This window comes from Neorhizobium huautlense (genome assembly GCF_030811685.1).
GTDB classification, from domain to species: Bacteria; Pseudomonadota; Alphaproteobacteria; order Rhizobiales; family Rhizobiaceae; genus Neorhizobium; species Neorhizobium huautlense_A.
Genome location: NZ_JAUSRF010000018.1, coordinates 74,056 through 93,269, shown reverse-complemented (window position 1 = coordinate 93,269; position 19,214 = coordinate 74,056). Strand labels below are relative to the sequence as shown.

At 59.3% G+C, this 19,214-nt stretch carries 27 protein-coding genes; 14 read left to right on the top strand and 13 right to left on the bottom strand.

What is annotated here, in order from left to right:
- Positions 1-192 precede the first annotated feature (192 nt).
- Positions 193-414, top strand: a complete 222-nt coding sequence (locus tag J2T09_RS22235) for a hypothetical protein (RefSeq protein ID WP_306838659.1) — start codon at positions 193-195, stop codon at positions 412-414.
- Positions 415-457: 43 nt separating this feature from the next.
- Here the strand turns inward: J2T09_RS22235 and dprA are convergent, their stop codons facing one another.
- The 6 genes from dprA to J2T09_RS22205 all read right to left on the bottom strand — a co-directional run bounded on the left by dprA (position 458) and on the right by J2T09_RS22205 (position 5,147).
- Positions 458-1,597 (bottom strand): DNA-processing protein DprA, encoded by a 1,140-nt coding sequence (gene dprA / locus J2T09_RS22230; RefSeq protein WP_306838657.1) that lies wholly within the window; start codon positions 1,595-1,597, stop codon positions 458-460.
- Between the two features lie 17 nt (positions 1,598-1,614).
- Positions 1,615-2,232, bottom strand: a complete 618-nt coding sequence (gene plsY, locus J2T09_RS22225) for a glycerol-3-phosphate 1-O-acyltransferase PlsY (protein WP_306838654.1) — start codon at positions 2,230-2,232, stop codon at positions 1,615-1,617.
- Positions 2,233-2,244: 12 nt separating this feature from the next.
- Positions 2,245-3,549, bottom strand: coding sequence for a dihydroorotase (locus J2T09_RS22220; protein ID WP_306838652.1), 1,305 nt, complete (start codon positions 3,547-3,549; stop codon positions 2,245-2,247).
- Positions 3,546-4,487 (bottom strand): aspartate carbamoyltransferase catalytic subunit, encoded by a 942-nt coding sequence (locus J2T09_RS22215; protein ID WP_306838650.1) that lies wholly within the window; start codon positions 4,485-4,487, stop codon positions 3,546-3,548. The genes J2T09_RS22220 and J2T09_RS22215 overlap by 4 nt, the downstream gene beginning before the upstream one ends.
- 74 nt (positions 4,488-4,561) lie before the next feature.
- Positions 4,562-4,771, bottom strand: a complete 210-nt coding sequence (locus J2T09_RS22210) for a type II toxin-antitoxin system RelE/ParE family toxin (RefSeq protein WP_306838648.1) — start codon at positions 4,769-4,771, stop codon at positions 4,562-4,564.
- An 85-nt stretch (positions 4,772-4,856) separates the two neighbouring features.
- On the bottom strand, positions 4,857-5,147 hold the full coding sequence (locus J2T09_RS22205; protein ID WP_306838646.1) for a ribbon-helix-helix domain-containing protein: 291 nt from the start codon (positions 5,145-5,147) through the stop codon (positions 4,857-4,859).
- Between the two features lie 167 nt (positions 5,148-5,314).
- On the opposite strand from J2T09_RS22205, the gene J2T09_RS22200 reads away from it, so the two are divergent.
- Both J2T09_RS22200 and J2T09_RS22195 read left to right on the top strand, forming a co-directional pair.
- Positions 5,315-6,958 (top strand): acyl-CoA dehydrogenase family protein, encoded by a 1,644-nt coding sequence (locus tag J2T09_RS22200; protein WP_373458575.1) that lies wholly within the window; start codon positions 5,315-5,317, stop codon positions 6,956-6,958.
- A gap of 303 nt (positions 6,959-7,261) precedes the next feature.
- Positions 7,262-7,585 (top strand): DUF6105 family protein, encoded by a 324-nt coding sequence (locus J2T09_RS22195; protein WP_306838642.1) that lies wholly within the window; start codon positions 7,262-7,264, stop codon positions 7,583-7,585.
- On the opposite strand, the gene ruvX is transcribed toward J2T09_RS22195, so the two are convergent.
- Both ruvX and J2T09_RS22185 read right to left on the bottom strand, forming a co-directional pair.
- Positions 7,531-8,016: a Holliday junction resolvase RuvX gene (gene ruvX / locus J2T09_RS22190; RefSeq protein WP_306838640.1), complete on the bottom strand. Its 486-nt coding sequence runs from the start codon at positions 8,014-8,016 to the stop codon at positions 7,531-7,533. The two genes, J2T09_RS22195 and ruvX, sit on opposite strands and share 55 nt — an antisense overlap.
- Before the next feature lie 15 nt (positions 8,017-8,031).
- Positions 8,032-8,337, bottom strand: a complete 306-nt coding sequence (locus J2T09_RS22185) for an alkylphosphonate utilization protein (protein ID WP_306838638.1) — start codon at positions 8,335-8,337, stop codon at positions 8,032-8,034.
- 228 nt (positions 8,338-8,565) lie between these two features.
- Between J2T09_RS22185 and J2T09_RS22180 the strand changes: the two genes are divergently transcribed.
- The 5 genes from J2T09_RS22180 (at position 8,566) to J2T09_RS22160 (ending at position 12,013) form a co-directional block, all read left to right on the top strand.
- Positions 8,566-9,273, top strand: a complete 708-nt coding sequence (locus J2T09_RS22180; protein ID WP_306838636.1) for a metal-dependent hydrolase — start codon at positions 8,566-8,568, stop codon at positions 9,271-9,273.
- Between the two features lie 137 nt (positions 9,274-9,410).
- Positions 9,411-9,698 carry an Asp-tRNA(Asn)/Glu-tRNA(Gln) amidotransferase subunit GatC gene (gatC, locus tag J2T09_RS22175; RefSeq protein WP_306838634.1) on the top strand — a complete coding sequence of 96 codons (288 nt, stop codon included), beginning with the start codon at positions 9,411-9,413 and terminating at the stop codon, positions 9,696-9,698.
- 51 nt (positions 9,699-9,749) lie between these two features.
- On the top strand, positions 9,750-11,231 hold the full coding sequence (gene gatA, locus J2T09_RS22170; protein ID WP_306838632.1) for an Asp-tRNA(Asn)/Glu-tRNA(Gln) amidotransferase subunit GatA: 1,482 nt from the start codon (positions 9,750-9,752) through the stop codon (positions 11,229-11,231).
- 20 nt (positions 11,232-11,251) lie between these two features.
- Positions 11,252-11,716 (top strand): GNAT family N-acetyltransferase, encoded by a 465-nt coding sequence (locus J2T09_RS22165; protein WP_306838629.1) that lies wholly within the window; start codon positions 11,252-11,254, stop codon positions 11,714-11,716.
- 24 nt (positions 11,717-11,740) lie between these two features.
- Positions 11,741-12,013 (top strand): hypothetical protein, encoded by a 273-nt coding sequence (locus J2T09_RS22160; RefSeq protein ID WP_306838627.1) that lies wholly within the window; start codon positions 11,741-11,743, stop codon positions 12,011-12,013.
- A gap of 4 nt (positions 12,014-12,017) precedes the next feature.
- Here J2T09_RS22160 and J2T09_RS22155 read toward each other — a convergent pair whose 3' ends face one another.
- From J2T09_RS22155 to J2T09_RS22145, 3 genes are all read right to left on the bottom strand, one after another.
- Positions 12,018-12,308 carry a type II toxin-antitoxin system RelE/ParE family toxin gene (locus J2T09_RS22155; RefSeq protein ID WP_306838624.1) on the bottom strand — a complete coding sequence of 97 codons (291 nt, stop codon included), beginning with the start codon at positions 12,306-12,308 and terminating at the stop codon, positions 12,018-12,020.
- Entirely contained in the window at positions 12,298-12,480 is a 183-nt protein-coding gene (locus J2T09_RS22150; protein ID WP_306838621.1) for a hypothetical protein, read from the bottom strand. The genes J2T09_RS22155 and J2T09_RS22150 overlap by 11 nt, the downstream gene beginning before the upstream one ends.
- Before the next feature lie 85 nt (positions 12,481-12,565).
- The gene (locus J2T09_RS22145; RefSeq protein ID WP_306838619.1) at positions 12,566-12,823 is read right to left on the bottom strand and encodes a YjhX family toxin; all 258 of its coding nucleotides are present in this window, start codon (positions 12,821-12,823) and stop codon (positions 12,566-12,568) included.
- A gap of 273 nt (positions 12,824-13,096) precedes the next feature.
- Between J2T09_RS22145 and J2T09_RS22140 the strand changes: the two genes are divergently transcribed.
- Complete coding sequence (locus tag J2T09_RS22140; RefSeq protein WP_306838617.1) at positions 13,097-13,606, top strand: GNAT family N-acetyltransferase; 510 nt, start codon at positions 13,097-13,099, stop codon at positions 13,604-13,606.
- Here J2T09_RS22140 and J2T09_RS22135 read toward each other — a convergent pair whose 3' ends face one another.
- Positions 13,607-13,924 carry a DUF1294 domain-containing protein gene (locus J2T09_RS22135; RefSeq protein WP_306838615.1) on the bottom strand — a complete coding sequence of 106 codons (318 nt, stop codon included), beginning with the start codon at positions 13,922-13,924 and terminating at the stop codon, positions 13,607-13,609. It lies immediately after the preceding gene.
- A 143-nt stretch (positions 13,925-14,067) separates the two neighbouring features.
- Between J2T09_RS22135 and gatB the strand changes: the two genes are divergently transcribed.
- The 5 genes from gatB to J2T09_RS22110 all read left to right on the top strand — a co-directional run bounded on the left by gatB (position 14,068) and on the right by J2T09_RS22110 (position 17,642).
- Positions 14,068-15,570 (top strand): Asp-tRNA(Asn)/Glu-tRNA(Gln) amidotransferase subunit GatB, encoded by a 1,503-nt coding sequence (gene gatB, locus J2T09_RS22130; protein ID WP_306838613.1) that lies wholly within the window; start codon positions 14,068-14,070, stop codon positions 15,568-15,570.
- Between the two features lie 6 nt (positions 15,571-15,576).
- Positions 15,577-16,080: a GNAT family N-acetyltransferase gene (locus tag J2T09_RS22125; protein WP_306838611.1), complete on the top strand. Its 504-nt coding sequence runs from the start codon at positions 15,577-15,579 to the stop codon at positions 16,078-16,080.
- Positions 16,081-16,116: 36 nt separating this feature from the next.
- Positions 16,117-16,584: a GNAT family N-acetyltransferase gene (locus tag J2T09_RS22120; protein WP_306838609.1), complete on the top strand. Its 468-nt coding sequence runs from the start codon at positions 16,117-16,119 to the stop codon at positions 16,582-16,584.
- Positions 16,585-16,679: 95 nt separating this feature from the next.
- Complete coding sequence (locus tag J2T09_RS22115; protein WP_306838607.1) at positions 16,680-17,078, top strand: NADH:ubiquinone oxidoreductase subunit NDUFA12; 399 nt, start codon at positions 16,680-16,682, stop codon at positions 17,076-17,078.
- Positions 17,079-17,225: 147 nt separating this feature from the next.
- A complete protein-coding gene (locus J2T09_RS22110; protein ID WP_373458567.1) occupies positions 17,226-17,642 on the top strand; it encodes a DUF2155 domain-containing protein in 417 nt (138 codons plus the stop codon).
- 948 nt (positions 17,643-18,590) lie between these two features.
- On the opposite strand, the gene aat is transcribed toward J2T09_RS22110, so the two are convergent.
- On the bottom strand, positions 18,591-19,208 hold the full coding sequence (aat, locus tag J2T09_RS22105; protein ID WP_306838603.1) for a leucyl/phenylalanyl-tRNA--protein transferase: 618 nt from the start codon (positions 19,206-19,208) through the stop codon (positions 18,591-18,593).
- Positions 19,209-19,214 lie beyond the last annotated feature (6 nt).

Here is a 19,214-nt window from a genome sequence, read left to right as displayed (position 1 = left end):
TCTGACCTCCCGACATGGAGGGCGTTTGCTTCGGGGTCAAGAGGGCACGGCCAAATTAGCTTGCTCAACGCAATTCAACCTATGCGATATCTCGCGTTGAGTGCAATTTTAAATAAATGCGCTATTCCTGATGAAACGTGGTGTTGAACCGGCCGTTTGGCCGCGATTTTCCGCTCGTTGGTAGGGGGTAGAATGATCTCGGGATTTGGACATGCCGGTGGCAGAGATGAGACGCGGCAGAACATCGCCTATATCCACGAGATGCTGGGACAGTTGCGTCATGTTGCGCAAGTGGAAGGGGCCGACATGCTCTGTTACCTGATCGAGATGGCCTATGTGGAGGCGGGAGATCTGCAGGCGGGACGGCGTCCGCTGTCGTCGACCAAACCGAACGGGTTGGAGCAGCGACCCTGATTATTCAGAACCATTTTTGGCACAGATCGGCCAGACGCCGATGTCAGTAGGCCAGCGACACCATGCCGCCCGAATGGCGGTGCAGCCGTCCGGCAAGATCAAGCTCCAGCAGGATGAGATAGACGGTGGAGGCTGGCAGTTCGGTGTGGCGGATGATGTCGTCCACCTCGACCGGTGTGGGCCCAAGTGCATTGACGATGATACCGCGTGCATCGTCATCCGGCGGCATCATGTCGCTGCTGTCCTTGGTCGGTTCCTCAATGATCGGCGGTGAGAACAGGTCGAGCTGCGAGAGCGGAGCGAGGGCTGCCAGCACATCGTCCGGCCCGGTGGTGATGATAGCGCCTTCCTTCAAAAGACCGTTGGTGCCGTGGCAGCGCGGGTCGAGCGGTGAGCCGGGCACGGCAAAGACCAGCCGTCCGAAATCCGCCGCCATGCGTGCGGTGATGAGTGATCCCGAACGCTCCGCCGCTTCCACCACCACGACGCCGAGTGAAATGCCGGCAATCAACCGGTTGCGGCGGGGAAAATCACGGGCGCGCGGCTCCCAGCCAAAGGGCATTTCGCTGACCGAGAGGCCGTTGCCATCGGTGATGTCATCGAGCAGGCCGAGATTTTCAGGTGGGTAGGGTTGGTCGAGGCCGCCGGCCAGCACGGCAATCGTGCCGGTATCGAGGCTGGCGCGGTGGGCAGCGGTGTCGATGCCGCGTGCCAGCCCGGAGGTGACGACATAACCGGCGCGACCGGCATCCCGCGCGATCATCGCCGCAAATTTGGCGCCGCTGATCGAGGCATTGCGTGAGCCGACGATACCGACGGATGGTTTGGTGAGGGTCGAAAGATTGCCTTTGACGGCGATCAGCGGCGGCGCGCCATCGATCTGGCGCAGCGCCGGCGGATAATCCGGTTCGCCGATTCCGATGAAAACTGCGCCATAGCGGGAAGCCGCTTCCAGTTCCCGTTCCGCTTCATCGCGTGAAGCGATGCGGACGGAACGGGTGGCACCGCCGCGGCGGGAAAGTTCCGGCAGGGCTTCGATCGCGGCCTCGGCGGAGCCGAAATGATTGATGAGATCGCGAAACGTGGCGGGGCCGACATTGTCGCTGCGGATCAGCCGCAGCCACGCCAGTCTCTGGCGGTCGGTCAGCGCAATTCCCGTTCGTCCTGCGCTGCCCCCCGGCATGTCTCCCTTTCGCCGGCCTAACCCTTCTGGCCGATCCTGCTTTCCGTGCCCGCGATCAGGCGCCTGATATTGGCCTCGTGTTTCCACCACGAGATCACCGTCATGATGGCCATGACGAGCGCGATCCTTGGTTCATTTATGAACCACAACACAACCGGAATGACAAGTGTTGCAACCAGAGCGGATAGCGAGGAATATTTGGTAATCTTCACCATCGACAGCCAGACGGCGGCAAACACCAGAACCATCCATGGGGCGACGCCGAGCAGCGTGCCGATATAAGTCGCGACACCCTTGCCGCCCTTGAAACCGAGCCAGACCGGGTAGAGATGGCCCAGAAAGGCTGCAAAACCGGCCAGCGTGCCGGCATCCTTGCCGAAGAAGGCGTAGGCGATGACGGCGGCGGCCGTCGCCTTCAGGGCATCGAGCAGCAGCGTTGCGGCGGCAAGCTTCTTGTTGCCGGTGCGCAGCACGTTGGTGGCGCCGATATTGCCCGATCCGATCGAGCGGATATCACCAAGACCGGCGGCGCGTGTCAGAAGCAGGCCGAAGGGAATGGAGCCGAGCAGGTAGCCGAAGATAAGCGCGCCGAGTGCGACGCTCCAGGTAATCTGCCAGTTGAAGAGTTCGCTCACGCCTCGTCTCCCTTAAAGCGCATGCACGCAGCGACCGTTAACATAGGTGGCAACCACCCGGCCGCTGAAACGGGCATCATCGAACGGTGTATTCTTCGAACGCGACAGCAGCATGTCCTTCGACAGCAGCCATGGTTCTTCGAGATCGATCAGCGTGATATCGGCCTTGGCGCCCGGCTTCAGCGTGCCTGCGTCGAGACCAAAAATCTGCGCGGGCCGCGTCGACATGGCGTCGATCAGGCGCATCAGCGGCACCTGTCCGGCATGGTGCAGGCGAAGGGCTGCGGCCAGCATGGTTTCAAGACCGACCGCGCCATCTTCGGCATCGGCAAACGGCAGGCGCTTGGTATCGACATCCTGCGGATCATGCGAGGAAACGATGATATCGATCGTGCCGTCGGCCAAAGCATCGACCATGGAAATGCGGTCGTCTTCGGTGCGCAGCGGCGGCCACAGCTTGAAGAAGGTGCGGTATTCGCCGATGTCGTTTTCGTTGAGCGTCAGGTTGTTGATCGACATTCCGCAGGTGACATTGGCGCCGCGCTCGCGGGCAAGCCGCATGGCGGCAGCCGATTCCGGCACCGAGATTTGGGCGGCGTGATATTTGCCGCGCGTCAGGCCGGCAATGCGCAGGTCACGCTCGAGCGGGATCAGTTCGGCTTCCTTCGGCACGCCGGACAAGCCGAGCCAGCTTGCCAGCAGACCTTCATTCATGACGCCGTTGCCGAGATATTTTTCACGGGCTTCGAGCGAGATCACCGCATCGAATTCGCGCGCATAGGTGAGCGCGCGGCGCAGAAGCAGCGAGTCCGACAGGCCGTGATGGCCATCGGTAAAGGCGACGGCGCCGGCCTGGGTCAGAAGGCCGAGTTCGGTCATCTCCTTGCCAAGCAAGCCCTTGGTGAGGGCGGCGGCGGGATGCACGTTGACGATCGCGTTGTCGCGCGCCGTCTTCAAAACGAACTCCACCAGCGCGATATCGTCGATGACCGGATCGGTGTCCGGCATCATGATGAAGGAGGTTACGCCGCCAGCGGCGGCTGCACGGCTGGCGGATTCGATGGTTTCGCGGTGTTCCGCGCCGGGTTCGCCGACATGCACGCGGGCATCAACAAGGCCGGGGGTGGCGACAAGGTCCTTGCCGTCACGCACGGTTGCGCCTTCCGGGCGGCCCTGGTTCAGCGCATCGGCGCCGGCGGCGAGAATGCGGCCATCGGTGCCGACAATGATCGTGCCGGTTTCATCCAGCTTGCGCGACGGATCGATGATGCGGACGTTTTCGATGACAAGAGGTTTGTCGAGAACGGGGGCGGTCATGCGCGTTCTCCGTTGTTCTGGGAAAGAAGCAGGGTTTCCATCACGGCCATGCGCACGGCAACGCCCATTTCCACCTGTTGTTCGATGACGCTCTGCGGACCATCGGCAACGTCGGAAGAAATTTCGACGCCGCGGTTCATCGGGCCCGGATGCATCACGAGCGCATCTTCCTTGGCGGCTTTCAGCTTTTCGGCATCGAGGCCGTAGAAGCGGAAATATTCGCGCACGGAGGGGACGAAGGCGCCGGCCATGCGCTCGCGCTGCAGGCGCAGCATCATGACCACGTCGGCGTCCTTGAGGCCTTCTTCCATCGAATGAAAAACTTCCGCACCCATGTCGGCGATGCCCGACGGCAGCAGCGTCGAAGGCGCAACGACACGAACGCGGGCGCCCATGGCGTTGAGCAGAAGAATATTCGAGCGGGCGACACGCGAATGCAGAACATCGCCGCAAATGGCGACGATGATACGCGACAGTTTTCCCTTGGCGCGGCGGATGGTCAGCGCGTCGAGCAGTGCCTGTGTCGGATGTTCGTGCTGGCCATCGCCGGCGTTGACGACCGAGCAGGCGACTTTCTGGGCAAGCAGCGCGGCCGCACCGGCGGACGAGTGGCGCAAAACCAGCACGTCGGGGCGCATGGCATTGAGCGTCATCGCCGTATCGATCAGCGTTTCGCCCTTTTTGACGGACGAATTGCCGACCGACATGTTCATCACGTCGGCGCCAAGGCGTTTGCCGGCGAGTTCGAACGAGGACTGGGTCCGCGTCGAGGCTTCGAAAAAGAGATTGATCTGGGTCAGGCCGCGCAGTGTGGACGTCTTCTTTTCCCGCTGGCGGGAAATCTTCACGGCCTCATCGGCCTTGTCGAGAAGAATGGTGATGTCCTGTTCGGTAAGGCCCTTGATGCCAAGCAGATGGCGATGGGGAAAGAAGACCACGTAAACGTCCTCCGTGTCAGTCACGCGGTCTATAAAGAGTGGGGGAGGTGCCCGCAAGCGGCGACGGGCGTTATCTACGGCTTGTTTGTGATGATAGCGCCGTAGTCACGACCTTTATAGAACACGTTGGTGATCTCGACCGTGGTATCATCCACGCGATAGGGGATGACAGCACGGCATTCGAAAGGAACCATTCGAATGCCGTCACCGAGGTCTGGACGAGCGACGCCACCAGAAGGAGCGTTGCCGATGCTTTCGCAGCGCGCGATCAACTGATCGACCAATCGCTGGGCGATGGAAAAGTTCTAGCTGGCTTCGAGCATATAGGCGAAGATTGCTTCGATGTCGTCTCTTGCCGTTGGCCTGTATTCAACCGGCAGACGCTTCATGGCGCTTAGCCCCGGTGACGGTATAGAGGTTCTCGACGTGGTTACGCATCTCGGCACTGCTCAAGCTGGGACGTGGATCATCCAGCGACGCACGCACTTTATCCCGAACTGCATCGAGACGGGCATCATGCGCTTCTTCCTCGCGCAAAAGCGCATCAATGGCGGCGCGCATGACGTCGGCTGCTGTATCGTATTGACCCGCGCCAATCCGGGGTTCAATGGCTTCGACCGTTGCTTCCGGTAATTCGATGCTGAGTTTACGCGGGCTCATGAAATATCTCCGGCAATGTCGCTTAATCTAGGATCAAAGCAGCGATTTCGCAAATGCCGTCGAGCTGTGTCTCAACCATTCCCAGCTTTTTCCGAGAAAGCCGAAAATCGATTGGCGGGGCCGTTTCCACGCAATGTAACTTCCGCTAGAACCGCCTCATGATTGACATGTCGCGCGACGATGAAAAAAATGCCGAACTCAACCAGCCCAGCCTCTGGAGCGGGATCAATGCCTATCGCTCCGATCCGCTGATCGTTGACCTGACGGCCGGTCTCAACCGCAGCCTGCGCGAGGAATATGATGCGCTGGGACGGTACGTGACGTCGCCCGAGGCGCAGGATCTGGCGCGCATGGCCAATGAAAGCCCGCCTAAGCTGCGCACGCATGGACCGCGCGGCGAACGCATCGATCAGGTCGAGTTCCATCCGGCATGGCACGCCTTGATGCGCCGCTCGATGGCGACCGGCCTGCATTCTTCTCTGTGGGAAGCCGTGCCCGAGGCGCGGGGTTCATCGCATCGCGCCCGTGCTGCCCGCTTCTATCTGACCTCGCAGCTCGAATGCGGCCACCTTTGCCCGCTCACCATGACCAGCGCCTCGATTGCGGCGATCATGGCATCGCCGCGCGTGCAGAAGGAATGGGCGCCAAAAATCCTGTCGCGCAAATACGATTCGAGCAGCAAGCCGGCGCTGCAGAAAACAGCCGTCACCATCGGCATGGGCATGACCGAAAAGCAGGCCGGCACCGATGTGCGCGCCATCCGCTCGAGCGCAGAACGTGTGGGCGAGGGCGTCTTCCGTCTTTCGGGCCACAAGTGGTTCATGTCCGCCCCGATGAGCGATGCCTTTGTCATGCTGGCGCAGACACGTGACGGTATGGGATGTTTTCTCGTGCCGCGCCTTCTTGAAGATGGTTCCGCCAACGGCCTGCGTTTCCAACGCCTGAAGGACAAGGTTGGCAACCGCTCGAACGCTTCGTCGGAAGTCGAGTTCAACGACGCCTTCGGTTACCTGCTCGGCGAACCGGGCGACGGCATCCGCACCATTCTCGACATGGTGACGCTGACCCGTCTCGATTGTGCGCTGGCATCCGCCGGCATCATGCGCGCATCGCTGTCGGAAGCCGTCCACAATTGCCGTGGCCGCACCGCTTTCGGCAAGAACCTGATCGACCAGCCGCTGATGACGCGGGTTCTGGCCGACATGGCACTGGATGTCGCTGCCGCCACCTCGCTTGCCTACCGTCTGGCCGAAGCCTTCGACAAGGCGGCGACCTCACCGGCCGATGCCGCTTATGCCCGCGTCATGACGCCGGTCATCAAATACTGGAACTGCAAGATCGCACCAGCGCTGATCTATGAGGCAATGGAGTGCCTTGGCGGCAACGGTTACATCGAGGAACGCCCTATTGCCCGCCACTACCGCGAGGCCCCGGTCAACGCGATCTGGGAAGGTTCCGGCAATGTCATGGCGCTGGACGTGCTGCGGGTCCTGTCACGCGGCCGCGATCTGTTCGACATGGTGATCGCCGGTTTCGAGCGTGATCTCGGTCCTTCCGGCAAAAAGACGGTGGAAGTGCTGCGCGCAGCCATGGCTCTCGCCGAACGCGATGAGGGCGCTGCCCGTCTGCTGATCGAGCAGCTGGCGCTCGCCGCCGGTGCCGCGGAACTGGCGCGGCTTGGTGCCGGCAAGATCGTTGATGCCTTCGTGGAAACACGTCTGGCCGGTGGCTGGCGCTCCACCTACGGCATGCTCGACGCGCGATTCGACGCGTCCTACATCGTCGATCTGCTCTATCCCGCCGCGAGCTGATTTCCGGAAAACCTGCTTTTCCACACGCAAAACCCCGCCGTTAACCATATGGCGGGGTTTTCGTTGCGGCCTGCCCAATGCGCTCTAAGTTGGGGTTAACAGAAAATTAACCATTGCAAGAGGCCACAGGCTCTTTATGGGAACGACTTATTTCCATAAGTATTTGCTAATCTCAGCAGTCGCGTTTTTCGCGATACTGGCTCTGGATATCGCGGTTCCGGCCGTGGTGCTCAGCGCAATGGCATTGCTGCGGTGGGTGGTGTCGCTGGAAATTGGTCCGGCGACAATGGCGAAGGGGGCCGCATGAAGTGGTTTCTTATTTTATGGGCAGGTCCCGTCCTGCTCATCGGTGCGTGGTATGGCCTGTCCTATTACGACATGAGCTTTGGCTTTTTCATGCTGACGCGCCAGACGCATGACTTGGTTTTCGAGGTGTATAGTCAGGCGCTGGGCATTCCGGCTGAAGACATTCCGCCGCTGGTGGCGCGCGCCATCGCCGTCGACAGCCTGATCGTGTTTGCCATCATCGCTTACCGCAAGCGCAAGGCGATTGGCGCCTGGTGGAACGGCCGTCAGTCGGTCGAAGCGGCTCTGCCGAGCGACAAGAGCCTGTCCAGCGCACCCTGAAGAATGAAACTTGCGGCGGCCGAATCGATGCGTTCGGCCCGCTTGGCGCGCGATACGTCCATTTCCAGAAGTGCCCGTTCGGCGGCGACGGTCGATAGCCGCTCGTCCCAGAAGATGAAGGGCAGGGCGGTCTTGTCCGCCATCGAACGGACAAAGGCGCGGGTCGCCTGAACGCGCGGACCGGCCGAGCCGTCCATGTTCATCGGCAGGCCGATGACAAAGGCCGCGACCTTTTCCTTTTCCGCAAATGCCAGCAGCAGTTCGGCATCCTGCGTGAATTTTACGCGTTTGAGCACCGGTCGCGGCGAGGCGAAACGGCGGCCGAGATCCGACATGGCAAGGCCGATCGTCTTGGTGCCGAGGTCGAGCCCGGCAATCGCCTGGTTGGGCAAAAGCGTTTCGGCCAGTTCCTCGATTGTCAGCGTTGCCATGTCTTCGGTTCCTGTTTAGCTCTTTTTGCGAACGAATTCGGTGCGCAGCACCAGTCCCTTGATCGTATCATGCCGGCAATCGATTTCCTCAGGATTGTCGGTGAGGCGGATCGAGCGGATGACAGTGCCCTGTTTCAGCGTCTGGCCAGCGCCCTTGACCTTGAGGTCCTTGATCAGCGTCACGGCATCGCCATCGACCAGAATGTTGCCGGCGGCATCGTGCACGGCATTCTGCGCGGCAGCCTTGGCAGCGAGTTCCGAGGCGGGCAGCCATTCGCCGGTTGCTTCGTCGTAAACATATTCGTCGTCATTGCCGGCCATAATGGCCTCCTTACGTGATGCAAAATGAAGTTTTGTCCGCAGTCTGTTGAGATTGCAGCAGTTCCGGTCGCTTAACCTACGTGAGGCGGGCTTGCAACCGAGCGACCCTGGCAGTGCCACCGCAGGTCTGTCGCATTGGCCGTATATTGGCATAGAAGCATGGGTGCGATGTTGCCACCACATCGAACCGCCTTATATTGCATCCCTCACATTCCAAGGAGTTACCTCATGAAGCTCACCTGGCTCGGCCATGCCGCTTTCCGCCTCGAAACGGCCAAGGCGAAAATCCTCATCGATCCTTTTCTGACCCACAATCCCAGCTTTCAGGGACTGGATCTCAAGGATGCGACCGAAGGGGTGACGCAGATCCTGCTCACGCATGGTCATGCGGACCACGTCGGTGACACGATCGCGCTTGCAAGGGAAACGGGCGCGACGGTGTTCTGTAACGCCGATCTCGGCGACTGGCTGAGCAAACGTGGGGTCGACAATCTCGAACTGGCCGGTACGGGCGGCACTGTGTCATTCGACGGTTTCACGGTGACAATGACCAATGCGCTTCATTCCTCGGCGGAAGTGACGGAGGATGGCATTGCACATTCCCTTGGCAGTGCAAACGGCTTGATGCTGCATCTCGAGGACGAGCCTTCCATTCTCCATATGGGCGACACCGACATCTTTTCCGATATGGGGCTGATCAACGAACTGCATGCGCCGGATATCGGCATCGTGCCGGTCGGTGATCGCTTCACAATGGGGGGCGCGGTGGCGGCGCTCGCCTGCCAGCGATTTTTCGATTTCAAACACGCCATTCCCTGCCATTACGGCACGTTCGGACTTCTCGACCAAACGCCGGAAAAATTCATCAAGGGCATGGAAGGCATGAAGACCAATATCGAAGCCCCGAAGCCGGGCGTGACGCTGAGCTTCGATTGATGCCTATTACCGTGGGGCAGGATTGATTTTCTGCTCCCGTTGGTGGGGATTTGCGGCATCACGCCAAGCTTAGGCAGTTGCGAAGGGCGGGCGCGGCCATTATAGCGGGGGAACTTCTTATTCCCTCGGAGAATGCCATGTCCGTCGATCTTGCCACCGTGAAGCGGGTTGCCCGCCTTGCTCGTATCGCTGTCAGCGAAGATGAGGCCAAACGTATGGTCGGCGAGTTGAATGGCATCATCGATTTCGTCGAGCAGCTTTCCGAAGTCGATGTGACCGGTATCGAGCCGATGACGTCGGTCACGCCGATGGAGATGCGCAAGCGTCAGGACGCAGTCACTGACGGCGACAAGGCCGACGATATCGTTGCCAACGCGCCGGAAACCGATCGTAATTTCTTCCTGGTGCCGAAGGTCGTCGAATAAGCGCGGTTTCGCGCATTCCGTCCCTTTGACCCGCATCCGAAAGCCGCACCCATGACCGAACTCACCAGCCTGACCATCGCCGAAGCCCGCGAAAAACTGACCTCGAAGGCGATCACCGCCGTCGAACTGACCGACGCCTATCTCGGCGCCATCGAGGCAGCCAACGCCACGATCAACGCCTATATCACCGTGACGCCGGACAAGGCGCGCGCCATGGCAAAGGCTTCCGATGAGCGGATCGCCAGCGGAAAGGCCGGCGCGCTGGAAGGCATTCCGCTTGGCATCAAGGACCTGTTCGCCACCGAAGGCGTGCACACGCAGGCCTGCTCCCACATTCTCGATGGTTTCGAGCCGAAATACGAATCGACCGTCACCCAGAACCTCTGGGACGACGGTGCCGTCATGCTCGGTAAGCTCAACATGGACGAGTTCGCCATGGGCTCTTCCAACGAGACCTCCTATTACGGCCCGGTCATCAACCCGTGGAAGGCTGAAGGTTCCAACCAGCAGCTCGTTCCGGGTGGTTCCTCCGGTGGTTCGGCCGCAGCCGTTGCCGCACATCTGTGCGCCGGCGCCACCGCAACCGATACCGGCGGCTCGATCCGCCAGCCGGCGGCCTTCACCGGCACCGTTGGCATCAAGCCGACCTATGGACGCTGCTCGCGCTGGGGCACGGTTGCCTTCGCCTCCTCGCTCGATCAGGCCGGCCCGATTGCCCGCGATGTGCGCGATGCCGCCATCCTCCTGAAGTCGATGGCCTCTGTTGACGCCAAGGACACGACCTCGGTCGATCTTCCGATCCCGGATTACGAAGCGGCTCTCGGCCAGTCGGTCAAGGACATGAAGATCGGCATTCCGAAAGAATACCGCGTCGACGGCATGCCGGAAGATATCGAAAAGCTGTGGCAGAAAGGCATTGCCTATCTGAAGGATGCCGGCGCCGAAATCGTCGATATCACCCTGCCGCACACCAAATACGCGCTGCCGGCCTATTACATCGTCGCACCGGCCGAAGCCTCGTCCAACCTTGCCCGTTATGACGGCGTTCGTTACGGCCTGCGCGTCGACGGCAAGGACATTGCCGACATGTATGAAAAGACCCGTGCTGCCGGTTTCGGCACCGAGGTCAAGCGCCGCATCATGATCGGCACCTATGTTCTGTCGGCCGGTTATTACGATGCCTATTACCTGCAGGCACAGAAGGTGCGTACCCTTATCAAGCGCGATTTCGAATTGGCCTTCCACGCCGGTGTCGACGCCATTCTGACGCCGGCCACGCCGTCGTCTGCTTTCGGTATTGCCGACGAGGCGCTGGCTGCCGATCCGGTCGCCATGTACCTCAACGACATTTTTACCGTGACGGTGAACATGGCCGGCCTGCCGGGCATCGCCGTTCCGGCCGGTCTCGACGCCAAGGGCCTGCCGCTTGGCCTGCAGCTGATCGGCAAGCCGTTCGAGGAAGAAACGCTGTTCCGCACCGCCCACGTCATCGAACAGGCCGCCGGCAAGTTTACCCCGGCCAAGTGGTGGTAAGCGGACTGAAAATTCGAGACATGACAATCGCCGATCACCTTGTGGTCGGCGAAGTCGGTTTTGCGGCATGGAAATCCAGCGATGCGTTTGATGAGGTCTATCTCGACCCGGATGTGATCGAACGTGTGGGCCAGGAATTTGCGATCTTTGCCGAAAACACGTCAGGCGATGTACACGTTGCCGAACTCAAGGGTGTGATCGTCGGCTGGACGGCCCGGGATAATGATCGCGATTATATTTCCGATGTCTGGGTTCATCCGGACCATCAGGGCAGGGGCGTCGGCCGTGCGCTCGTCCTCCATATCCTCTCTGTCATTGCCGCAGAAGGGCATCCGCTTGCGCGCATCGACACACATGCCAGCAATGCCAATGCGATCCGGCTTTACGAGCGCTGCGGTTTTGAAACCGTCTGGCGCGGTATAGAGTTTTCCAAGAGCATGAATGTGGACCTCGAAAAGGTTCATCTGGAGAAACGACTGACTTGAGGTCTGGAAACCGGAGGAGGGTTTATGGCATCGGAGACTGCGGCATTGGTTGAAGCTTTCGATCGTCTTGCGACGGCCGGTTTCGTCATGGGAACGGAATGGGAAACCGTTCACAATCTCTGTCAGGCCCATGAGGGCAAACCGGATTTCGACTGGGGAAATGCGCTCTGCCATAGCATCGAAGGCGATGAGTGGAATGCCGGCTATTGGTACCGGCGTGCGGATAAGCCGGTAGCCGCTGGTTCGTTCGCCGAGGAGTGGGCGGCGATGCGGGCGGTGTTGACCGGCGGTTCGTGAAGCATCAATCGGACTGCGACGGGTAGTTTTGTCTGTTGTGAACAATCGTCAGGATGTCGAGTTCGCTGGCGGATATGATGCGGTAGACAATCGTGTAAGGCAGTCCCGAGATGGCAAATTCACGGGTGTTTTCCATGTCGCCAACACGTCCCATCAATGGAAAACTCTCGAAAATCTCGATGACCTGCCGGATGCGCGATATGACGCGATCTGCAGCCATGCGGTCATTTTTTGCGATGTGACGATGAATGTGTCTCAGGTCGGCAATAGCCAGCGGCGTGAGATTAACGTTCAAGTCCAAAGCTCTCCCACACGGTCTTGGCGGGTACCATACATGACCGGTCTTCGGCCTGCTTCAGTGCAGCTTTGATCTTGCTTTTTTTCCAGGCGAGATAATCCGCGTCGCTGGCGGGCGCCTGCGGCTCGGTCAGTTCTTCAAAGCTGAGATTTTCCTTCAACTCGCTCATGAAGACAAGCATACCGTGAAATCGAAGGCCCGCCAACTGCCTTCTTTGAAGCAGCGGACGCCGGTACAGCGCCCGCCATCAATAGTTACCGATTATCCTGCTCGGCTCTCACCAGCACCAATCCTCTTTCCGTGATGCGATAAGGTTTGCCGCCCTGCGAGCGGATCGCCTTTTTCTGCTTCAGCTTTCGAAAGGTCGGCAGGTCGAGGCGTGAAAAGGCCCAGCCTTCGCGGGTGATGAGTTGCAGTTTTTCTATCCTGCGATCGTCGTCGCGGGTGATCTCGATCCGGCCGCCCTGGGCGAGCAGGTGGAGGATGCGCTGTTCGGCGCGGGAAATGTCCATGATCTGATGTCCGGAAAATGCCTATGGGAAGGCATGCAAAAACGCGTCCGGCGTCAGGAGACGTCGGGGTTTGTCGTTTTTGTCTGGGCCGGCGGCGTTTGGCGGGCCGGCCCCTTACCGGGTCTCTTTCGAGAACATCAAAACTCCATTGGTTATGACGATATTTTTATGAGGTTTTCCACTGTCGTCAAGAGTGGTTGCGGATCGTCAGATGAGGTTGCGCTGGTCAAACCCGGTCTGCGATGGTCTACTTGCCGCACAACAGGGGCCGCCATGATCAGCATTCGCAATGCGCGTGACGACGAGACCGCAATCTTAAGGGAAATCGGGGTGAGGGCCTGGGAGCAGGCTGTTGCGCCTATTGGTGCCACCGCAGACATGCGCGCCAATGCCGAAATCGCCTTTGAAAATTTCACAAAATCATCCTGGCTGACCATCACTGTTGCCGAACTCGATGGCGTCGTGGCCGGCTGGGCTTCGCGCGAAGGGCTGGACGAGACGATTACCGATTTCTGGGTCGATCCCACGCTGCAGCATCAGGGCGTCGGGACTGCATTGCTGGCCGAGGTCGAAGATGAAATCGTGCGGCAGGGTTTTGTCGTGGCCCGGTTGGAAACCCATGCCCGCAATACGGATGCGGTCGGTTTTTTCGAAAAGAACGGTTATTCGATCAACTGGCTGTCCGTCGCCTATGCACCAAAGCTCGATCAGGATGTGCAGTCGGTCGGGCTGTCGAAACAATTGGCCGCGGAAGAACCGGCGACTTACGGGCCGGGCTTCTGATCATTCCATCAGGGCAAACAGCGCAGCGAGCGTGCCGGTTGGTGCAAATATCCAGAACGCGGCAGCGACGACATGCAGTACGACGATGAGCATCAGTGTGGAGCGGAAGGGCTCCTTGCGGGTCTTGTGCCGTAGTATCTGCTGTGCAGTGACCGCGCCAAAACTGCCGCCGAAAAGGGCGAGTGACAGCAGGGTGTTTTCGCTGATCCGCCATTGACCTTGCCGCGCGGCTTCCTTGTCCCACCAGTAGACACAGAAGACCACGACGTTGAAGAGAAGGTAGATCAGGAAGAGTGTGAGGGGCTGTCCGAGTTGCATTTTTCCATGATGACCGCTGCCGGTTAAGTTTCTGTCCCATTCTCAACCTCTGTTTTGGCCCCATCGCCGGCCATGTGCTTGCACCGCCGCGCCATTTGCTCTACCTCCAGACATCAACGCAAAGACCAATTTACGAGCATCAGATGACCCTTGTCGACGTCCGTACCCCCGATCCGAAACGCTTCATTCCCGGCGCCACCGGCGATTGGGAAGTGATCATCGGCATGGAGGTGCATGCGCAGGTCCTGTCGAATTCGAAATTGTTCTCCGGCGCCTCGACCGAATTCGGCAAGCCGGCCAATGCCAATGTTTCGCTCGTCGATGCCGCCATGCCGGGCATGCTGCCGGTCATCAACGAGGAATGCGTGCGTCAGGCCGTGCGCACCGGTCTTGGTCTGAAGGCGCAGATCAACAAGCGCTCGATCTTTGACCGCAAGAACTATTTCTATCCCGACCTGCCGCAGGGTTACCAGATCTCGCAGTTCAAGGATCCGATCGTCGGCGAAGGCCAGATCGTCATCTCGCTGGGTCCGGACCGTCAGGGCCAGTTCGAGGATATCGAGATCGGCATCGAGCGCCTGCATCTGGAGCAGGACGCCGGCAAGTCGATGCATGACCAGCATCCGACCATGTCCTTCGTCGACCTGAACCGTTCCGGCGTGGCGCTGATGGAAATCGTGTCGAAGCCCGACATGCGCTCGTCCGACGAAGCTAAGGCCTATATGACCAAGCTGCGCTCCATCGTGCGTTACCTCGGCACCTGCGACGGCAACATGGACGAAGGTTCGATGCGCGCCGACGTCAACGTCTCCGTTCGTCGTCCGGGCGAAGGTTTTGGCACGCGTTGCGAAATCAAGAACGTCAACTCCATCCGCTTCATCGGTCAGGCGATCGAATATGAAGCACGCCGCCAGATCGGCATTTTGGAAGACGGTGGCGTGATCGATCAGGAAACCCGCCTGTTCGATCCGGGCAAGGGCGAAACGCGGTCGATGCGTTCCAAGGAAGATGCGCATGACTATCGCTATTTCCCCGATCCGGACCTGTTGCCGCTGGAATTCGACGATGCCTTCATCGATTCTCTGCGCGCCGACCTGACCGAACTGCCGGACGACAAGAAGGCCCGTTTCGTCGCTGAACTCGGCCTGTCGATCTATGACGCTTCGGTTCTCGTTTCGGAAAAGGCGATTGCCGATTATTTCGAAGCCGTGGCTGAAGGCCGCGATGGCAAGATTGCCGCCAACTGGGTCATCAACGACCTGCTGGGCGCCTTGAACAAACTGGGCAAAGACATTGAAGAGACACCGGTTTCTCCAGCCCAGCTCGGTGGCATCATCGACCTGATCAAGGCCGAAACGATTTCGGGCAAGATCGCCAAGGATCTCTTCGAAATCGTTCTCACCGAAGGTGGTGATCCGGCGGAAATCGTCGAAGCCCGCGGCATGAAGCAGGTCACGGATACCGGCGCCATCGAAAAGGCCGTGGACGAGATCATTGCCGCCAACCCGGATCAGGTCGAGAAGGTGAAGGCGAAGCCGACGCTCGCCGGCTGGTTCGTCGGTCAGGTGATGAAGTCCACCGGCGGCAAGGCCAACCCGCAGGCCGTTCAGGCGCTGGTCAAGGCAAAACTCGGCATCGAGGAATAAGGCCGGATGGTCTATTTCGTCCGAACAGCCGGCCCGAAAGATGTCGATCAGGTGCACAAGCTCCTGATCGAAACTTTCCATTCCACCTATGACGGCATCTACGGGTCCGAGACGGTGGAAAAGCTTTTGCAGTCGTGGAATTCGCCTTCCGCCATCAAGGAACGGATCGGCCGCAAGGGCGGCGAATATGTCGTGGCCGACAGCGGCCGCGACATTGGCGGCATCGGTTTTGCAGCACCTTATGCCAAGATGGACAAGACGGTGATGCTGCATCAGCTTTACGTCAAGCCGTCGGCGCAGGGCGATGGCGTCGGCCGCGATCTCTTTGCCGAACTCGAAACCTGCTTTCCCGATGCGGAAATCATGCGTGTCGAGGTGGCCCTTCAGAACGAACGCGCCATATCCTTCTACAGCCGGCTCGGTTTTGTCGAAGTCGACCGTATGGAGGAGTTCGGCGGACCCAATTCCGGTCTGCCGGCGGTGGTGATGGAAAAGCGGTTGCCGCAATAGGGTTTGTGCCCACCGCTTGTGAGGGAGGAGACTGTCATGAGCGAAACGGACCTGATCATCCGCAGGGCGCGGGAAACCGATCTGACGGACATCATCGCGATGTTCGCAGCCGACGAGAAGGGCGGTCATGGCGATACGACCGATCCCGATGCCTTCGAGGACTACCTGAAGGCGTTTTACATCATCGATGCGTCCCACAACGAAAACCTGTTCGTTGCCGAACTGTCCGGCGAGGTGGTCGGTACGTTCGAACTGCTGTTCACCCGCACGCTGACCGGGCGCGGCTCGCTGACCATGATTCTCGAGGCGGTGCAGACGCGGCCCGACATGCGCAGCCGCGGCATCGGCAAGGCCATGGTGGATTATGCCGTGGAAGAGGCGCGTCGCCGCGATTGCCGGCTGGTGCAACTGACCAGCAATGCCACCCGCACCGATGCCCATCGCTTTTATGAACGTCACGGGTTCGAAAAGAGCCATGCCGGCTTTAAGATGAAGCTGAAATAGGCGTGACAGCGGTTTGGAATCTCTGGACATCAGAGCCTTGAGATTGCATAAGCGGACATCTGAACTTCCCTCTCTCGTTTGAGGCCGACGGAAATATGAAACAGCTTCTTCTGCAGATTTTTACCTGGTGGAACGGTCAGACGATCGGGACGCGTTTCTTCACATGGAAACATGGCAAGCGCGTTGGCCAGGACGAGCTCGGAAACACCTATTACGAAGGCACGATGACCTCCTGGGGCATGCCGCGCCGCTGGGTGATCTATAACGGTTATGCCGAAGCCTCGGCCATTCCTCCGGGCTGGCACGGCTGGATGCATTACCGCACCGATACGCCGCCATCTCAGGAAGAGTATTCGCCGCGCGAATGGCAGAAGCCGCATCAGGCCAACCTCACCGGTTCGGCTGCCGCTTACCGTCCGCAGGGTTCGCTCTCGGGTGCCGGCGAGCGTCCACGCGTGACAGGCGATTACGATGCCTGGACGCCGGGCAACTGAACCGGATACGCTGATTTCCGCGACCCGGCCTGTGGGCCGGGTGTGCAAACGGCCAGAACCTTCGGCTTTTGGCCATAATCCCTGACTACGCGTTGCCAATGCCCCCCACGGTGAGGGCGTTCCACGGGTAGATTGATGAGATTGTCGATGACGTTTTCGAAAAAGCTGTTGGCCGGTGTTCTGCTCGGTGTTTTGCCGTTTGTGGCGCCGCAGATGGCGTCGGCTGCTCGGCTCGAAAACCCGGTCGCCGTTTTTGCCGGCATCGACAAGATTACGGGCCGCATCACCACGTTCGACGTTTATGTCAACGAAACGGTGCAATATGGTGCGCTACAGGTGACCCCAAAGGTCTGTTATTCGCGCGACGATACCGAAGCGCAGAAGATCGATGGTTTTGTCGAGGTCGACGAAATCACGCTCGACCGAAAGATCCGTCGTATCTTTACCGGCTGGATGTTTGCCGACAGCCCCGGTCTCAACGCCGTCGAGCACCCGATCTATGACGTTTGGCTGACGGGCTGCAAGGCCGAGTCCGACGTGCCGGCACCTGCGCCGAGCAACTGATTGCTCTGGCCCGGAAAAGGGCAGAGTCGTCCCTTGGCGATCTTCAGATTTTCAAAAAGCACCCGCCATTTGCGGGTTATGCGGTCGGGGCACTGAAAGCTGCCTCGAAATTTAGTTTATAATTGACACCTCTCAGTGCCCCGTTCGACGGTTTTTGTCCGCGACTTCGGTTCTTCTGCGAAAGCCATCCCGGTGTTTCCACCGACTGGCGATCATGTGTGCCGCACAGGCACGCCCGGCGCGCTTCTTTCGGGCTTCAGAGGCATTGCGAGGTTTTAACGCCCGCAACACCTCCCCCGTGTCGCCGGAGGAGAACCAGTTTCCGCGAACCCAATGCATGAGGTTTTGCGTCTCACCCTCATACACTGCGCCGGCTCCAACTCGCCGGGACGCCTCCCGGTGTATCCACGATGGAACGGGAGAATTGTAGGCATGGGTTTGGGGAGGGTGGACGAAGCCATTGCCAACTATTTTACAAGTGATTGATTTGGCTAGGATATATTTTCAGAAAGAGTGGATTTTTGCCTGAAAATGTTCTGTTTGCGACATGAGGCGAAGCCACGCAGGCCGATGCAAGCGAAGTGGATTTGCATTTTACTGTAAGAAGCTGAAAAGTCTTTCGGAGCAATCTATGATTGGGTGACGCCGATGGCTACAATTGCGCAACGTATCAACGATCTCATTTCCGAACGTGAACCAGATGATCTGTGTGATGACTGCATCACGAAGTTACTAGGCCTAGCAAGGCGTCAGATGTCAGCTATGACAACTGCGGCTCTAGGAACGACATCTGATTTTAACCGCGCGAGCGGTATTTGCTGCAACTGTGGTGACGCAAAATTGGTAGTTCACGCGCGGTCAAGACGCAGATCTTAGACGTGTATTCTGAGCATTAAGAATGGGATAAGATGTTGGATTAGTTTGGATGCTCGCCCAGCAACCATACCACTAAAACGCCAGATGCGGTGGCTCAACGGTCGCCTGCAGCATCACCAGATATTCCGCCTTCGGCACATCGATCGCGCCAAAGGTTTTCAGGTGATCGGTGGTGAACTGCGTGTCGAGCAGGCGAAACCCTTGCGCGCGCAGGCGCTCGACCAGATGCACGAGACAAATCTTCGATGCATCGGTGCGGCGGGAAAACATGCTTTCGCCGAAAAAGGCCGCACCCAGCGACACGCCATAAAGCCCGCCCACCAGTTCGCCGTCTTCCCACGCTTCGACGCTATGGGCGTGTCCGAGGTCGTGCAGCTCGGTATAGAGCGCGCGGATGGTGGAGTTGATCCAGGTGCTGGGGCGGTTGTCGACGGCTTCCGCGCAGCCGTCCATGACGGCGGCGAAGGCGGTGTCGAAACGGATGTCGAACGGTGCCTTGCGGATGGTTTTGGAGAGGCTTTTCGAGACGTGAAACGTGTCGAGGGGGATGATGCCCCGCAAATCCGGCTCGACCCAGAAGATTTCCGGGTCGTCCGCCGAATCGGCCATCGGAAACAGGCCGATGGAATAGGCACGCAGGAGTACATCCGCTGTAATCGTCGGATTCTGGCCCCTGCGTGTCCCTGCCATGGCTAT

What these genes read in the sequence shown, in the direction of transcription:
- J2T09_RS22135 (WP_306838615.1), bottom strand. Translation starts at nt 13,924, where the DNA reads ATGCAACTCGGACAGCCCCTCACACTCTTCCTGATCTACCTTCTCTTC.
- J2T09_RS22110 (WP_373458567.1), top strand. Translation starts at nt 17,226, where the DNA reads ATGACGTTTTCGAAAAAGCTGTTGGCCGGTGTTCTGCTCGGTGTTTTG.
- ruvX (WP_306838640.1), bottom strand. Translation starts at nt 8,016, where the DNA reads ATGGCAACGCTGACAATCGAGGAACTGGCCGAAACGCTTTTGCCCAAC.
- gatA (WP_306838632.1), top strand. Translation starts at nt 9,750, where the DNA reads ATGACCGAACTCACCAGCCTGACCATCGCCGAAGCCCGCGAAAAACTG.
- gatB (WP_306838613.1), top strand. Translation starts at nt 14,068, where the DNA reads ATGACCCTTGTCGACGTCCGTACCCCCGATCCGAAACGCTTCATTCCC.
- J2T09_RS22115 (WP_306838607.1), top strand. Translation starts at nt 16,680, where the DNA reads ATGAAACAGCTTCTTCTGCAGATTTTTACCTGGTGGAACGGTCAGACG.
- J2T09_RS22145 (WP_306838619.1), bottom strand. Translation starts at nt 12,823, where the DNA reads ATGGACATTTCCCGCGCCGAACAGCGCATCCTCCACCTGCTCGCCCAG.
- J2T09_RS22160 (WP_306838627.1), top strand. Translation starts at nt 11,741, where the DNA reads ATGGCATCGGAGACTGCGGCATTGGTTGAAGCTTTCGATCGTCTTGCG.
- aat (WP_306838603.1), bottom strand. Translation starts at nt 19,208, where the DNA reads ATGGCAGGGACACGCAGGGGCCAGAATCCGACGATTACAGCGGATGTA.
- gatC (WP_306838634.1), top strand. Translation starts at nt 9,411, where the DNA reads ATGTCCGTCGATCTTGCCACCGTGAAGCGGGTTGCCCGCCTTGCTCGT.
- J2T09_RS22150 (WP_306838621.1), bottom strand. Translation starts at nt 12,480, where the DNA reads ATGAGCGAGTTGAAGGAAAATCTCAGCTTTGAAGAACTGACCGAGCCG.
- J2T09_RS22195 (WP_306838642.1), top strand. Translation starts at nt 7,262, where the DNA reads ATGAAGTGGTTTCTTATTTTATGGGCAGGTCCCGTCCTGCTCATCGGT.
- dprA (WP_306838657.1), bottom strand. Translation starts at nt 1,597, where the DNA reads ATGCCGGGGGGCAGCGCAGGACGAACGGGAATTGCGCTGACCGACCGC.
- J2T09_RS22140 (WP_306838617.1), top strand. Translation starts at nt 13,097, where the DNA reads ATGATCAGCATTCGCAATGCGCGTGACGACGAGACCGCAATCTTAAGG.
- J2T09_RS22235 (WP_306838659.1), top strand. Translation starts at nt 193, where the DNA reads ATGATCTCGGGATTTGGACATGCCGGTGGCAGAGATGAGACGCGGCAG.
- J2T09_RS22220 (WP_306838652.1), bottom strand. Translation starts at nt 3,549, where the DNA reads ATGACCGCCCCCGTTCTCGACAAACCTCTTGTCATCGAAAACGTCCGC.
- J2T09_RS22125 (WP_306838611.1), top strand. Translation starts at nt 15,577, where the DNA reads ATGGTCTATTTCGTCCGAACAGCCGGCCCGAAAGATGTCGATCAGGTG.
- J2T09_RS22165 (WP_306838629.1), top strand. Translation starts at nt 11,252, where the DNA reads ATGACAATCGCCGATCACCTTGTGGTCGGCGAAGTCGGTTTTGCGGCA.
- J2T09_RS22185 (WP_306838638.1), bottom strand. Translation starts at nt 8,337, where the DNA reads ATGGCCGGCAATGACGACGAATATGTTTACGACGAAGCAACCGGCGAA.
- J2T09_RS22120 (WP_306838609.1), top strand. Translation starts at nt 16,117, where the DNA reads ATGAGCGAAACGGACCTGATCATCCGCAGGGCGCGGGAAACCGATCTG.
- J2T09_RS22200 (WP_373458575.1), top strand. Translation starts at nt 5,315, where the DNA reads ATGTCGCGCGACGATGAAAAAAATGCCGAACTCAACCAGCCCAGCCTC.
- J2T09_RS22205 (WP_306838646.1), bottom strand. Translation starts at nt 5,147, where the DNA reads ATGAGCCCGCGTAAACTCAGCATCGAATTACCGGAAGCAACGGTCGAA.
- J2T09_RS22180 (WP_306838636.1), top strand. Translation starts at nt 8,566, where the DNA reads ATGAAGCTCACCTGGCTCGGCCATGCCGCTTTCCGCCTCGAAACGGCC.